Origin of the sequence: Algoriphagus boritolerans DSM 17298 = JCM 18970 (assembly GCF_900108085.1) — a bacterium.
GTDB classification, from domain to species: Bacteria; Bacteroidota; Bacteroidia; order Cytophagales; family Cyclobacteriaceae; genus Algoriphagus; species Algoriphagus boritolerans.
In genome coordinates, this window is record NZ_FNVR01000005.1 from 1 (window position 1) to 14,730 (window position 14,730).

Annotated in this window: 14 protein-coding genes and 1 rRNA gene; 1 reads left to right on the plus strand and 14 read right to left on the minus strand. The window is 42.4% G+C overall.

Annotated features, from left to right (window positions below):
• From C4S61_RS06375 to rpmH, 6 genes are all read right to left on the minus strand, one after another.
• Positions 1 to 189 (minus strand): 16S ribosomal RNA (locus C4S61_RS06375); the annotation flags it as partial.
• 357 nt (positions 190 to 546) lie between these two features.
• Positions 547 to 1,056: a DUF2480 family protein gene (locus C4S61_RS06380; RefSeq protein ID WP_103923958.1), complete on the minus strand. Its 510-nt coding sequence runs from the start codon at positions 1,054 to 1,056 to the stop codon at positions 547 to 549.
• Positions 1,053 to 1,742 (minus strand): tRNA (adenosine(37)-N6)-threonylcarbamoyltransferase complex dimerization subunit type 1 TsaB, encoded by a 690-nt coding sequence (gene tsaB / locus C4S61_RS06385; protein WP_103923959.1) that lies wholly within the window; start codon positions 1,740 to 1,742, stop codon positions 1,053 to 1,055. Before tsaB ends, C4S61_RS06380 begins: the two co-directional genes overlap by 4 nt.
• Before the next feature lies 1 nt (position 1,743).
• Positions 1,744 to 3,405 carry a S41 family peptidase gene (locus C4S61_RS06390; RefSeq protein WP_103923960.1) on the minus strand — a complete coding sequence of 554 codons (1,662 nt, stop codon included), beginning with the start codon at positions 3,403 to 3,405 and terminating at the stop codon, positions 1,744 to 1,746.
• Positions 3,402 to 3,782, minus strand: a complete 381-nt coding sequence (gene rnpA, locus C4S61_RS06395) for a ribonuclease P protein component (RefSeq protein ID WP_103923961.1) — start codon at positions 3,780 to 3,782, stop codon at positions 3,402 to 3,404. The genes C4S61_RS06390 and rnpA overlap by 4 nt, the downstream gene beginning before the upstream one ends.
• Before the next feature lie 48 nt (positions 3,783 to 3,830).
• The gene (gene rpmH / locus C4S61_RS06400) at positions 3,831 to 3,989 is read right to left on the minus strand and encodes a 50S ribosomal protein L34 (protein ID WP_103923962.1); all 159 of its coding nucleotides are present in this window, start codon (positions 3,987 to 3,989) and stop codon (positions 3,831 to 3,833) included.
• 136 nt (positions 3,990 to 4,125) lie between these two features.
• On the opposite strand from rpmH, the gene C4S61_RS06405 reads away from it, so the two are divergent.
• A complete protein-coding gene (locus C4S61_RS06405) occupies positions 4,126 to 5,784 on the plus strand; it encodes a M61 family metallopeptidase (RefSeq protein ID WP_103923963.1) in 1,659 nt (552 codons plus the stop codon).
• Positions 5,785 to 5,833: 49 nt separating this feature from the next.
• Here C4S61_RS06405 and C4S61_RS06410 read toward each other — a convergent pair whose 3' ends face one another.
• From C4S61_RS06410 to rimO, 8 genes are all read right to left on the minus strand, one after another.
• Positions 5,834 to 6,562, minus strand: coding sequence for a LolA-like protein (locus C4S61_RS06410; RefSeq protein ID WP_235009833.1), 729 nt, complete (start codon positions 6,560 to 6,562; stop codon positions 5,834 to 5,836).
• 62 nt (positions 6,563 to 6,624) lie between these two features.
• Positions 6,625 to 8,670, minus strand: a complete 2,046-nt coding sequence (locus C4S61_RS06415; RefSeq protein ID WP_103923964.1) for a M16 family metallopeptidase — start codon at positions 8,668 to 8,670, stop codon at positions 6,625 to 6,627.
• Positions 8,671 to 8,697: 27 nt separating this feature from the next.
• On the minus strand, positions 8,698 to 10,029 hold the full coding sequence (locus tag C4S61_RS06420) for a M16 family metallopeptidase (RefSeq protein ID WP_103923965.1): 1,332 nt from the start codon (positions 10,027 to 10,029) through the stop codon (positions 8,698 to 8,700).
• Positions 10,030 to 10,221: 192 nt separating this feature from the next.
• Complete coding sequence (locus C4S61_RS06425) at positions 10,222 to 11,217, minus strand: adenosine kinase (RefSeq protein WP_103923966.1); 996 nt, start codon at positions 11,215 to 11,217, stop codon at positions 10,222 to 10,224.
• Positions 11,218 to 11,371: 154 nt separating this feature from the next.
• Positions 11,372 to 12,535, minus strand: coding sequence for a hypothetical protein (locus C4S61_RS06430; RefSeq protein ID WP_103923967.1), 1,164 nt, complete (start codon positions 12,533 to 12,535; stop codon positions 11,372 to 11,374).
• 301 nt (positions 12,536 to 12,836) lie between these two features.
• Complete coding sequence (locus C4S61_RS22625) at positions 12,837 to 13,004, minus strand: type II toxin-antitoxin system RelE family toxin (RefSeq protein ID WP_407640573.1); 168 nt, start codon at positions 13,002 to 13,004, stop codon at positions 12,837 to 12,839.
• A gap of 116 nt (positions 13,005 to 13,120) precedes the next feature.
• Positions 13,121 to 13,300, minus strand: coding sequence for a hypothetical protein (locus C4S61_RS06445; protein WP_103923969.1), 180 nt, complete (start codon positions 13,298 to 13,300; stop codon positions 13,121 to 13,123).
• Positions 13,301 to 13,382: 82 nt separating this feature from the next.
• The gene (gene rimO, locus C4S61_RS06450; protein WP_103924169.1) at positions 13,383 to 14,696 is read right to left on the minus strand and encodes a 30S ribosomal protein S12 methylthiotransferase RimO; all 1,314 of its coding nucleotides are present in this window, start codon (positions 14,694 to 14,696) and stop codon (positions 13,383 to 13,385) included.
• Positions 14,697 to 14,730: the final 34 nt, after the last annotated feature.

The window sequence follows — 14,730 nt, forward strand, 5'->3', positions numbered from 1 at the left end:
TGTCACAGTACCATGGGGTATTAATCCAGATTTCTCCGGGCTATCCCCCTGTATGAGGTAGGTTGCATACGCGTTACGCACCCGTCCGCCGCTCTAGGTCTTAGATTACTCCTCGACTTGCCGCTCGACTTGCATGTATTAGGCCTGCCGCTAGCGTTCATCCTGAGCCAGGATCAAACTCTCCATTGTAATTTATCTTTATTTCAAATCATTGACCGCCTAAGCAAGCCAACAATCTCCCGCCTCTGCTCTCAGGCTTATTCTTTCTCTCTTACAACATTTCAAAGAACTTAATCCCGATCTTTATCGGGAATTGTGAGACCCTTGTCCCAAATGCGAGTGCAAAGATCGGTTTTTATTTTGTTTTCACAAAATCGAAAAGAAAATTTTATCCTTTTTTTCTTCTCTTTAAACCTTTTTTTTAATTTTTCCCAGAGACATCTTCTCGAATGGGAGTGCAAACATAGAAGAGTCAATTTGATTACACAAGTCTTTGCAAAACAAAAATTGTAAACTTTTCTAAGACCCTACTCTAACCTTTAAAAATCAGGACTTTGATTTTTTGAATAAAGGAACTGTGCTGCATGGCTCCCCAAACATCAGGGATCGAGCAACCGGCTGCAACACAGAAACCATCCTTCCATAAGCAAAAAGTGGTATTGGATAAGAACTGCAACCTTTGATTACTACCGGACGGTCTCTGAAAGATTCCAAATCGAAATTTGAAATAACACGTTCAGAAATCATGATTTCTAGGACATCCAATTCTCCTACCACATACCCTTTAGTCACCGGCTCCAAATAGGTACAGACCAGCATAAATGCCCAGGTAGGAACTATCGCATCGGCGGAACAGATAATGCCCACCCATCTATTACGATAAACTTCCCAATTGACTTCCTTAAGTGCTTTTCTAAAATCCTGCTCTTTCAGAATCAATTCTTGCCAAAGGAAGGGCTTCAAATCGAAGACCACACGTTCCTCCTTTGGATAAATCTCTTCAAGATTTAACGAAATAATAGGACTTGACGAAACCCTGTTAATAATTTCATTCATAGGCCAAGTAACGGATTCTTCATGGAATGTAAAGCCTTGAACTCTTTGAGGTAGTTTGGGACTAAATAAGCAAGATCAGCAAAATCCTGATTCGCAAATTTTGAAAAAGCCAATTTCCCCAAGTGAAGAGCAGAAAATGTTAAATCCGGAACAAACCGGGCATTTTCATTTGTGACAACGGTTTTTACTTTTTCCACTGCATTCCCAATGAAATAAACTGGCCCTTTCTCTAAAAAGTTCTCAAAAGCACCCTCTTTCAAAATTTCCGAATCAAGCTTCGAAATAGAATTAAGCTTGGGATCAAATACTTCCCGATAGACTTCCATTCTTCTGGCGTCCAAAACGGGAATAATAAAAGAACCTTGATCGACAATCACCCCACTGGCTAAAGCCTGCAGGGTGTTAATTGAAATCAGAGGAAGATTTAACCCAAAAGCCAAACCTTTTGCTGTGGAGACGCCGATACGAAGGCCTGTGTAGGAGCCTGGCCCTTCAGAAACAGCAATCGCATCTAAATCCATCAATTCAGACCCGGACTTATTAACCGCATCCAGCACCAATTGCATCAGTCGCTCCGCATGAGCACTTGACTCGGTAATCTCGCAAAGGCTCAACAGATTTCCCGAATTATGAACAGCCACAGAGCAAACCGAAGTCGAGGTCTCAATGGACAGAATTAATGCCATATTACTTGGAGGAAGCTGATAGAATTTTGAGGGATTTGACAGGATCAGAAAGGTAAGATTTTGCCAGGTCGATAGCAGGATCCTGATCCAAGCCAGCCTCAATCATCCCTTCCTGAAAATAGTAACGAGACACAATTTCTTCACTGAGAATTTTTTTGACCTCTTCCTTATGTGTATCAAGATCACTCTCTTTACTGTGGTTGACTTTAGCTTTAATCATTTCCAATTGACTTTTGATTTCTTCGAAATAGGCCTCCTTTTCTGCATATTTCTCTAAATCCTGCATTGATTTCTCCACATAAGTAGTGTAATCATACTCTTTGCCATTCAAAAACTTTTTGAAGTCTTCATAATCCTGATCGGAAATAGTGAAGGTCATCGGATCTGAGATTGACTTATTTTTGTAAAAATATTGTGTGGCAAAATCAAAAATATGATTGCCTGCCACTAAGGTGTATGAAATCGGCGCGTAGCTAACTTCCTGAACCAAATCATCCGGCTCGATCCCCGCACCGTCACGAACAATTCTCCCGTTTGCTGTCTTGAAAGCTTTCCTCAAAGAATCAGGAACGGTAGTTAAAGACCCATTTTCGCGAGTCTGCGCATAGTCAATCGCCTGAATACATCGTCCACTTGGAATGTAATACTTCGCTGTTGTTACTTTTACCTGCGCATTATAGGTAAGTGGAATCGTCGTTTGCACGAGCCCTTTTCCGAAGGACTTTCTTCCTATCAAAACTGCCCGATCATAGTCCTGAAGCGCACCTGCTACAATTTCAGCCGCAGAAGCACTTCGCTCATTGATCAAGACAACAAGTGGAATCTCTTTATCTATGGGTGTTTTAGTCGTCTTGTACGTGTAATTCACATTTTGGAGCTTTCCGAGTGTCTTCACGACCTCTTTCCCTTTTGGAATAAAGAGGTTGACGATCTCAACTGCTTCATTAAGCAATCCACCGGGATTGTCTCTCAAGTCTAAAATCAATCGTTCGGCTCCTTGGCTTTTCAGATTTACTACTGCGTTTCTCACTTCGCTGGAAGCATTAGTGGTGAAATCTGACAATTTGATATAGCCAGTCTTGTCGTCGATTTTACCGTAGAAAGGCACGTTTTTCAAGGTGATCTTTTTTCTGATCAGTGAAAAATCAAGGGTATCCTTATCCCGAAGGACTTTTATGGTAAGTGGCGTATTTGCAGGACCTTTCAAAAGTTCTGAAACCTCTGCTGTTGGCTTATTTGAAACATCAATAGCGTCTACTTTCAATATGAAATCAGCTATTCTCAAACCAGAAGACTGAGCAGGAAACCCTGTATAGGGCATCAAAATCATATTCCCTCCTCCCCGATTACCAATCAAGGCTCCGATTCCTGCATATTCGCCGGTCGTCAGCATTCGGAAATCAGCCGATTCCTCCTCCGGGATATACTCGGTATAAGGATCGAGCTCTTCCAGCATCGCATTAATTCCGATAGTAACCAACTTGTCCGGATCAATCTCATCCACATAATAGGAATCCAGCTCTCTGACCAAAGTGGCAAAAATGTCAATGTTCTTTGCCAAAGCAAAAAGCTTGTCGTTCTTGACCTGAAAGGCAAAAGTTCCCAAGAAAAGAACTAGAATTAATGGAATGAATACAATGGGTTTTTTCAATTTTTGAATCATGAGGAAAGCGGTTTTTGGATTAACTCCTGATTGAGCTTTGCCAGGAGTTGAATCATTTTGGGTTGAATCTCAGCAAAAGTCATTTCTGCCTTACCAACAAATATAAGGCCGAGGATAATTCCATCTGCCGGAAGGATTTGCTTGTTAAGCCGATAGGCTTCTTTTAATCTTCGTTTGATGAAGTTTCGGCCAGTAGCCTTTCTGATTTTCTTTTTGGAAACTGAGAAAAGGATTTGATTGGGTTGACCTGCCAGTTCAGTTTTTTTTATAAAAAGTACTTTGAACGGATACAAAAAAAAAGAGGAACCTTCGTTAAAAAGTTCCTTGATTAGTTTTTCGGCATGGAGCCGCTCGTTCTTTGGAAGTTTAAAATTCATCGCAAGGACTGTACTCGTATGTGAACATACGAAAAACAGCGCAGAGAATTACTTCTTAAGAGTCTTTTCAGAAGAGACGGTCAACTTATGTCTTCCTTTTGCTCTTCTTGCCCTGATTACTCTTCTACCGTTAGCAGAAGACATTCTTTCTCTGAAGCCGTGCTTGTTCTTTCTTTTTCTTCGAGAAGGCTGGAATGTTCTTTTCATGATCGAATATCTTTAACTAGTTGCGTTCTTTGTCTTCCATTCAGGCATTGACCCTGAAAAGGATTGCAAAGATATGGACCATTTTCTGAAATACAAATCCAACTTCTACATTTGTTGGGTCTAAATCCGATTTATTATGCTCCGATATAAAGTCAGTTGCCAAAATCCGGCTTCTCAGTTTGTTGAGATAGAATTAGCGATTGAAACAATTGAAACCGAAATTATAAAACTTCAACTTCCCGCCTGGAGAGCCGGACGCTATCAGCTCGCAAATTTTGCACAAAACATTCGAAACTTAAGCGTAATCGATTCGGAGGAGAATTCGGTACCGGCAGGAAAAACGAGTAAAGACTGTTGGGAATTCAGCGCGAAAAAAGCAGGAATTCATTGGGTTTCCTATGAATATTTCTGTGGAAAAATGGATGCAGGAAGCTGCTGGGTCGATGATGAGCAGATTTATTTGAATCTGGTCAATTGCTGTTTTGATGTTTTGGACAGAAGTGAGGAGGAAATTGAAGTCACACTGAATTTGACCCAATTCCCCAAGCAAATCAGCACGCTGATTCCTTTATCCGACAATATTTGGAAAGCAAAAGGCTTTCAAATGTTGGCTGATGCTACCATTCTGGCCTCCAAAAATCTGACTCATTGGAACTATTCGATTGGAGAAACTGCATTTCACATTTGGATTCATGGTGAGATTAATTTTGACCAAAAACTTTTTTTAGACCAGTTTAATGCCTTCTCTTCAAAACTCATCCATGACTTTGGTGAATTCCCCGAACCGGAATATCATTTCATTTTCCAGCTTTTACCCTACCCGCATTATCATGGCGTGGAGCATCGCCGCGGTACAGTGATTACTTTTGGTCCGGCAGTAAACCTAGCTGATCCAGCTCAAATGGAAGAATTGCTTGGCGTAAGCTGTCATGAGCTATATCACGCCTGGAATGTCTGCCGAATCCGCCCAAAGGAACTTTTGCCTTATGACTTTTCTAAAGAAGCCTACACCAAAGCTGGATTGCTTCTGGAAGGGGTAACCACTTACATGGGAGATCTGTATTTACTTAAGTCCGGAGTTTACGATCTGCCCACCTATCTCAAACATTTTGAAAAAGTAATCGCCAGAGAAGTAGCAAGCTTGGGTTGGAGAAATCAGACGATCGCTGAATCATCATTTGACCTATGGCTGGATGGCTATGTTACAGGAATTCCCGACCGAAAAGTAAATATCTACACCCATGGTGCTCTGCTGGCACTTTGCATTGATGTATTATTATTGAAAAATGGGAGTTCGCTCAGCCTAATTATGAAAGAAATGTGGGAGCAGTTTGGGAAACCATTCAAAGGTTATTCAATGAGTGATTTTGACCAGTTGGTATTTGAAAAATTCTCAGACAAAACAGAAGTCCGCTCGTTCTTTTCCAACTATGTAAGTGGAAAAGCGGATCTTTTTCCTGTACTCCAATCTCAACTCTTCGCTCTGGGAATTGAGATGATTGAGGCTCAAAGTAAGGATTGGCCAATGCATGAATTTGGAATCAAAACAAACTCAGAAGGAGCAATCCTCCAGCTTCACCCGGATTCTAAAGCTTATGGTTCATTGATGAGAAACGATCGAATTGTGAACTGGCCAATCGTAAAATCAGCTGGCAATTCAGATTTGAAACTTCGAATTAACCGGAATGAGCGGTCTTTGGATATATTTTTAGAAAATGAGAATAGAAGGTTTTATCCTGTTTTTCAGCTACTTGTTAAAAAGCTTAACCCGATCACCGCAAAATGGATGACATAAAAAAGGCTTCCAAAACCCGGAAGCCTTTGATTTAATGAAAGAGTGGTATCTATTGGAAATCTGAATCCGAAAGTACCTGATTGAATTTCACCGAAATCATTTTAGCTTCAAGGGCTTCTGGAAGCATTGGGTTTTTGATCGTCAGCATCATGGGAAACTTCACTCCTTCAACCTCTTGGTAATCCGAATAGGTGATCTCCCCGGTAGCCTCAGAGCTCGTTCTGATTTTAAGGCCGCTTTCAACAGAATAGAATTCGTTGGTCACCATGCCATTTGGCGCGGTAATTCCAAGCTTGTTGGTTTGCTGTCCGTCAATTTCCTCTGTTCCGAGAAACTCCAAGGTGAAGCCCATTTCAGAATAAAACTGCTCTGGAAACACATAGGTCTGAGGCTTAAGAAGAGCGACTGTCTCCTCAGGAAGCTCCTGAACTTGCCCCATCATTACCATTTGACCTTGCCCACCTACCAGTAGTGTTTTTTGCATGACATTGCCACCCACTGATGTGGATTGCATCATTCGTGTATTTTCAGAATCAGCGATGGTTTTGATTTCGATCACTTGACCCTGAAAATTAGCTTCAGCCGTCATGCTAGCGTTTTTGATGGCCTTCACTTTAGCTTCCCCACCTACTGCTTTGATATAATTTGCAATGATAGTTTCCGGATCATTTTCAACTAATGAAATTTGATCACCAATGCGGATCACTTTTTCAGCAAAAAGATCGGTATGTGACGCCACTACGACAAGGCCTGCGACTAAGAGAGATTTGAAGTTCATACTTGTTTTTTTTTAAAATTAAAAGAATAAAAAGGGAGGAGCAGCCCTCCTCCCATGTCATGTTATTTAACGTCTTCGTCAGTCACTGGCACATTCAATTCCATCGAAGTAACTTTGGCTTCAAGGGGAACCGGTATTGCAGGAGACTTGATGGTCCAAGCCATCGGCAGCAACACGCCATCCTTGGCTTGATAGTCTGAATAGAACGTGTCACCGGATGCAGGGTTTTCGTATTTGATTTTCAATCCGGTCTCCTGGGCATAGTAGTTTGTCAACTTTGCTCCGGTGGCGGTGGCAATGATTACCTTATAAGCCGGGGTACCGTCTACATCTTTCAACCCGTCAAAAGTCAAGGTATATCCATTTTCTTGGTAAACTGCTTCCGGAAAGAGAAATGAATTCAATTTCGCTTCAGCAAGCTGAGCTTCGTTCATTTCCATGGAATTTCCCTGAACCGACATAGAACCTTTGCCGTCTGCTAATGTGGTTTTTTGCATCACATTGCCTCCAACCGAAAGTTTTTGACCATATCTGCCATTTTGAGAATCGTATACAAAAGCCAGGTTTAGGGGAGTGCCCATCACATCTGCATCCATTGAAATTTTTGCAGTTTTGATCGCTTTTACTTTTTCCATTCCACCAATGGCAGTGAGATAAGTTTCCAGCACCTTTTCCGCAGTCATGTTTGCATCCGCCGTCAATTCCTTTGCAGGCATTCCCATGTTGTCATACAGGGTGACTTCGCCAAACTGAGCCAATTTCTCCTTGATTTCAGCACCGTTTCCAACTGTAGTGATGATAAACTTATCCGGTTCGATGAGACGCTTTGCAGTGGCATTGATATCGTCTACTGTCAGGGCACTCAATTTTTGCAGGTAAGTCGCGTAGTAGTCTTTTGGAAGCTTGTATCGATCTGTATTTAAAGCAAAGTTTGCAACAGTGGCAGGCTGCTCTAATGATCGTCCAAAACTGCCTGACAATTCTGCTTTTGCTTTTGCAAGCTCTTCTTCAGTCACTCCATTTTCCACCAAATTCTGGATTTCATAAATGAATTCGTAAACAGCAGAGTCAGTAACTTCTGTACGAACCGAGGCATTTACCGAGATGGTCGCTACCAATTTATCCGCTCCGATAGATGAATAAGCGCCATAAGTGTAGCCTTTGTCTTCTCGAAGATTCATGAAAAGTCGGGAAGCAGAACCCCCACCCAAAATCTGATTTAATACTCTACTGGAGATATAATCGTCATCTCCAATTTTCATTTTCACTGGCTGTGTCAGATTGATCACGGATTGCACGGAAGAACTTCTGTCTACCAAGGCGACAGCACGCTTTGAAGCACGCTCAGGGATTGGGTAAGTAAATTTGGGCACTTCGCCTTGCTTCCAATTGCCAAAATACTGCTTTACCACTTTCTCAGCTTCCGCTTTGTCCATATCCCCAACGATTGCCAGATAGGCAATATTTGACTTAAAGTAAGTTTGATAATACGACTTCACATCTTCCACTGTCACATTATTGATGGTCGCTTCAGTTTCCACCTCTCCATAAGGATGGTTTTTGCCGTACACAACCGCCGCTGAAAGCCTGGAGGAAATCACGTTTGGATTGTCTTTGCTTTGCGCCAATGCGGTAAGCGATTGCTTTCTCAATTTGTCCAACTCTTCCTGAGGAAACACGGGATTGAAAAGCACGTCAGCCATTAATTCCAATACTTTTCCCTGATGCTTTTTCAAAGAAGAAGCAAACATCGAGGTAGAAGATGCACTCAAACTTGCTCCGATGAAATCCACTTCCTGGTCTAGTTGATCTTTGGTTCGGTTTTTTGTGCCTGCCATCATCATTTCCCCGACAAAACCTGTCAAACCAGCCTTGTCTCCTTCCAGGATTGGATCACGCTCCAAAACCAATGTAAAAGACACTCTTGGTAATTTGTCGTTTTTCACCACAAATACCTTGAGACCATTGTCCAAGGTGAAGGTCTCCGCTTCTCCGATTTTTATCTCTGGAGCTGGTCCTGATGCAGGAAGCTTACTTCTGTCCACCTGAGCAAATCCGCCCACCGCAACCAAAAGTGTCAATACAAATGCTATAGCTATTTTTTTCATTTCTAGGATATGTTATAGGTGAAACAATTACTCAGTTGCTGGTTGAGCTGATTTTGGCAAATAATAAAGTACAACTCGACCTTCAAGATCCATATACTCTTTGGCCACACGCTGAATATCCGCCTTGGTGACTTTGGAGTAAGCATCCATCACTTGATTGATGTAGTTGGTATTTCCGTAGATTACTTTAGCTTCAGCCAGATTGTTGGCAATTCCCGCAATCGTAGAGTTTCCGCTCACAATTTTATTTTCCATGATATTTTTGAGCTTTTCAAATTCCTCATCACTGATTCCCTGATCCTGCACCTGCTTGATCAGCCGGTCCACTTCAGCTTCCAGATCCTTAGGTTCTACGCCCATATTGGTGATTCCATACATCAGGAATACCCCGCCGTCTTCCAGTTCCAAAGGAATCGCTGCAATGACCAATGCTTTTTGTTGCTTATCCACCAATTCTTTGGTCATCAGGGACGAGTTTCCTCCAGTTAGATAGGTAGAAAGCATGGAAAGTGCATACGAATCCGGATGATTTCTAGGAGGAAGGTTGTAGGCTTGGATTACAGCAGGGATCTGAATGTTGTCATAAACAATATCCCGTATTTCAGCTGTTTTCTTAGGCTCAACTACATTAGGTCTGTAGATTTCTTTAGCTCCTTTCGGAATTTCCGAGAAATAATTTCTCACCAATTTCTCGGTAGTCTCATAATCGATGTCACCTGCGATGGTTAATGTCGCATTGTTTGGCACATAGAAATCCTTGTAAAACTGCTGGAATTCTTCAATCGTGGCCGCATTCAGGTGATCCATCGAACCGATCGGAGCCCACTTGTAGGGATGGACTTGGTAAGCTCGCACCAAGGTCTCAGGAAGAATGGTACCGTAAGGCTGATTTTCATACCGCTGACGCCGCTCCTCTTTTACCACTTCACGTTGCGTTTCTACACCGGTGATATCCACTTTGGAATGCAGCATTCGCTCACTTTCCATGTAGAGCGCCAGCTCCAATTCATTGGAGGGAAGTAACTCATAATAATAAGTGATGTCGTTGGAAGTGTAAGCATTCAGTGTTCCTCCACGGCTTTGGATGATGTTCATGTATTGACCTCTGTCAATATTTTCCGAACCTTCAAACATCAAATGCTCAAAAAAGTGAGCAAAACCGGTACGCTCTGGATTTTCATTTTTGGAGCCTACATGATACAATACCGAAGTCACCACAATGGGTGTCGTATTGTCCCGATGCATGATCACATGCAGTCCGTTGTCCAAGGTGAATTCCTTGAATTCGATCTTTTTTTGGGCCAAAACCGGAATGCTGAGCATCCCCAGAATTAGGCCTAAAGCAGTAAATTTTCTCATGGTAAAAAGATTGGTTTAGTATTCAATTAAGAATTTGGGCGGAAATTAGAGTGTTTTATTTCAAATAAGAAATTAGCCTCTCATCAAATTAAACTCAAAAAGACAGGTGAAAGGTTTGAAAAATCCACCATTGCAGGAAAAAGTAGATAAACGCGGTCCAAAAATTGAATTCTTGGACAGCGTTAAATTTTCTTAAGGATTCAGTTTTGCCAGGATTTCTTTGGCTTCATGCCACTTTAGTCTGGGCCCAAACTGGCTCACAATTCTGGAACTGGCCATGGAGGCTAACTTCCCGCTGGATGCATAAGAGTGCCCGTTTGTGATTCCATATAGAAATGCTCCGGCAAACATATCTCCGGCACCGTTGCTGTCGATCGCGGTCGTCTTATAGGGCTCGATATCGATAAAGGTGTCTCCGTCAAAGATCATTGCGCCATTTTTTCCCTGAGTAATTACAAAGTGTTTCGCCACCTTTTTGAGTTCTTCCCGAGCTTCGGTAAGATTATCTTTTCCCGTGAAAAGCATAGCTTCTTCTTCATTGGCAAAAAGCAGATCCACACTTGCACCGATCACTTCATCAAATGGCTCCCGGAAATACTTTACCATTGCAGGATCCGAAAAAGTCAATGCCACTTTTACCCCGTTTTCCTCGGCAATCTTTTTGGCATGTTTCATGGCAGCTTTTCCGTTTTCAGAAGTAATCAGATAGCCTTCGATAAATAGGTATTTGGAGTCTTTGATCGCGGATTCGTTGAGGTCATTTACAGAGAAATTCTGCGTGATTCCGAGAAAGGTATTCATCGTCCGCTCGGAATCTTCCGTGACCATCACCAAACATTTACCTGTCACGCCATCTTCTAGTTTCTCAGGACTCAAGCCAATCGATACTCCGGAATCATTCAAATCCTTCAGATAGAAATGCCCCAATTCGTCATTGGCCACGCGAAAGCAGTAATAGGATTTTCCGCCAAACTGACTGACGGCAACCACCGAATTGGCCGCAGAACCCCCGGCTTGCTTTTTGGCCTCTTCCGTATTGATCACCTGCATCAGGGAATTTTGACGTTCTTCATCCACCAGAGTCATCAGACCTTTTTCGACTTTATTATCCAGAAAAAACTGATCTTTTACTTTAAACTCAATATCTACCAGGGCATTTCCAATGCCGGTCACATCGTATTTTTTCATTTTTTAAATAGTTGGAAAGTTGTAAAGTTAAAAGGTTGTAAAGTTGGGATTACTTCAGCATTCGATATTCGACATTGAAACCCGTTGACCTCCCTACCAAGAGTAAGGATTGAGGTCTAAAAACACCTCGTAAATCGTATTTCGTAACTCGTACTTAATCAAATATCGGGTGTCTTTCAAACGGTTTTTCCCGATCAAAGAGATACCGGTACGTATGATGCGTCTTGTAGATCGTAGCCAACAGCTGCTCACAAACCCGCATCATTTTGGGATTGAAGTCCCCGATCCAGTTCATCTCGATGGTTTTGTATGGGAAAGAGGACTTGCCACTCATCTTATCGTAACTGATGATCATGGCGCTTTCCACACCTTTTCCCTGGTGCTCCGGCACTACGCCAAAGACTAAGCCAAGCATTTTATTGGGAGGGAAAAAGGTCTTGTACCACAGAAATTTCAGCTTCCCAATCAGGTCCATTTTCCCATTCACATGCTTGAAGATCTGATTGATCTCAGGAATCTGGATGAAAAAGCCCACCGGTTCGCCTTTATGAAACGCAAAGTAGATCAACCTCGGATCGATGATCGGCTTCATCTTGCCAAACATGAGCTGAGCTTCTTTCAGCGAGATCGATTTTCCCATGTGACGAGCCCAGGCTTTGTTGTAAACCGTCATGAAATATTCCGGCGCTTTTTCCTGAAGTTCTTTCCCCTTGATATACCGGAAAGAATAATCCGGATTCGCCATGATAGTGTTGGCTCGGTGGATCATTTTCTCGTCAAACCCGAGATCCTGCACCGGACGCATGTACGTGTATTGCTTGAAATAAAGCTGAAAGCCATAATCTTCAAAGAACTTTTGGTAGTATGGGAAATTCCAAGGCATATTGTAGTTCGGCTCGGAGAACCCATCTACCAACAATCCCCACCACTTATCACGCTCGCCAAAGTTAATTGGTCCATCCATCGCTTCCATGCCTTCGCTTTGAAGCCAGGCTTTTGCGGTATCCAAAAGCAGAAAAGCCGCCTCCTGATTGTCGATGCATTCGAAGAAACCAACACCACCCGTTGGCTGTTTTTCCTTCATCTTGGGATTGACAAAAGCCGCAACCCTGCCGATAGTCTGCCCTTTATCGTCCTGAAGCAACCAGCGCCTTGCTTTAGCCCCATTTCGGAAAAGCTTATTGGTCTCGGGATGAAAAAGTCCCTCGATGTCCTTATCAAGCGGACGAATCCAGTTTTTTTCATTCTTGTAAAGCCTCACCGCCATTTCGATAAATTCTTTCTGATGGGCAGGAGTGGTGACTTCGATCAGCTTCATTCGGGGGATTTTAGATCGGCTAAATTAGGGGATCGTGGGGAAAGGGCAAAAGACGAGTTTTCCTGCTTCTCCAAAAGCTTGACTAAATAGAATCTAAAACCAAATCAAAATGACCAATTCTCTCACTACCATAATCAGACCCCATGACATCAATGCATAGATGAATGCATTTCTCTGGAATTTGTATAAGAAATTGAATTTGTGAAATCCTACATTATCGGGCTTTATGACCCTTCGATACCGATAATAACCCAAGCCGAAAAGAACTAATTCAATTAAGATTTTTAAAAAAACAGAAAGATCATTCATAAATATCCTTTCGATATCCAATTACAATAAGCTCAATAGTTAGAATGCTATCCTCTAATTCATAAATAATTCGGTAATCCAATACTCGAATTCGATAGGCGTCTCTGCCTTTCAACTTTTTATATCCTATAGGTCTTGGATTTTCCGCCAAATTATAAATGTCCTCTTTTAAGCTTTAAAAATAAGGTTCTGCAATCTTGGAAAGAGATTTAATCGCAGACTTCTTAATGGCTATTTGGTAAGCCATTATATTTCTTTTCGGAGAATTTCGATCATTTAAAAAGCCTCGTCAATAGGAAGGGAGGATTCATCGGAATTCTTGACTTGGTCATAAAGTTTGATATCCTCCAATTCTTCAAGATGCTCTACCATTGCCTCAAATTCTTCGATTGACAAAACCACAGAAAGTTTTTTTCCTCTTTGGTCTGTGATGTATTTAGGATTGATTGTCAGCATGATGAAAGTTAGCAATTTTGCTGTATACTCCTAAAACGAAAAAAGGGAGAATTCAGCTCCCTTTTTTCCCTTTTCTTTTTGTTTATTCTTCCACTGTCGCGTACAAATCAAACTCCGTCGCTTCGAATACCTTGGCTTGCACAAAGTCTCCCACTCGGCAATAAAACTTGGATGCATCGATCAGCACTTCATTGTCCACCTCGACTGAGTCAAACTCCGTGCGGCCGACGAAGTGACCTCCTTCTTTTTTATCAATCAAAACTTTGAAAGTTTTTCCGATTTTGTCCTGATTTAAGTCGTAACTGATTTGCTCCTGCACTTCCATCAGGTGATTTGCCCGGTCTTGTTTCTCTTCCTGCGAAAGCAAATCCTCCATTCCAAAAGCATGGGTATTTTCCTCATGGGAATAAGTAAACACACCCAACCGCTCAAATTTCATCCGCTCTACAAAATCCACCATCTCTTGAAATTCTTTTTCTCCTTCTCCCGGGTGTCCGGCAATCATCGTGGTACGGATTGCAATCTCCGGAATCATCTCCCGGATGCTGTGGATGAGTTCCTCCTGCTTTTCGCGAGTCGTGCCTCGACGCATGGCTTTAAGCACATCGGTCGAACCGTGTTGCAAAGGAATATCCAAGTACTTGCAGATATTCGGACGCTCTTTCATCACCTCGATCACATCCATCGGGAAGCCCGTCGGATAGGCATAGTGCAGGCGAATCCAATCGATTCCTTCTACATCGGAAAGGTTACGAAGAAGTTCGGCAAGGTTTCTTTTTTTATAAATATCCAAGCCGTAATAGGTCGAATCCTGTGCAATCAAAATTAATTCTTTGGTTCCGTTGGCAGCTTTGTGCTTCGCTTCTTTCACTAATTCCTCAATCGGTCTGGAGATATGTCCACCCCGCATCAGCGGAATCGCACAAAAGGAACATGGCCGATCGCAACCCTCGGAAATCTTCATGTAGGCGTAGTGTGCCGAGTGAGTTAACAATCTCTCACCCACCAACTCATGCTTGTAATCTGCTTTGAATTTTTTCAGAATCGCAGGCAAATCGCGAGTTCCAAAAAATGCATCCACTTGCGGGATTTCTTTTTCCAAATCGTCCTTATAGCGCTGAGAAAGACAGCCGGTCACATACACCTTGTCCACCAAGCCTTGCTCTTTGGCATCTACATATTGGAGGATGGTATCGATGGACTCCTGCTTGGCATTGTCGATGAATCCGCAGGTATTGATAATGATGATGTTGTTGTCATCGGAGTTGGACTCGTGGCTGGCGTTGATGCCGTTACCTCTGAGTTGGGTCAGCAGGACTTCGGAATCCACCAGGTTTTTGGAGCAACCCATGGTGATGATATTGACTTTGTCTTTCTTTAATGTTCTCGCTTTCACAGAATTCGCTTCGATTTGGGAGGGCAAAGGTAGG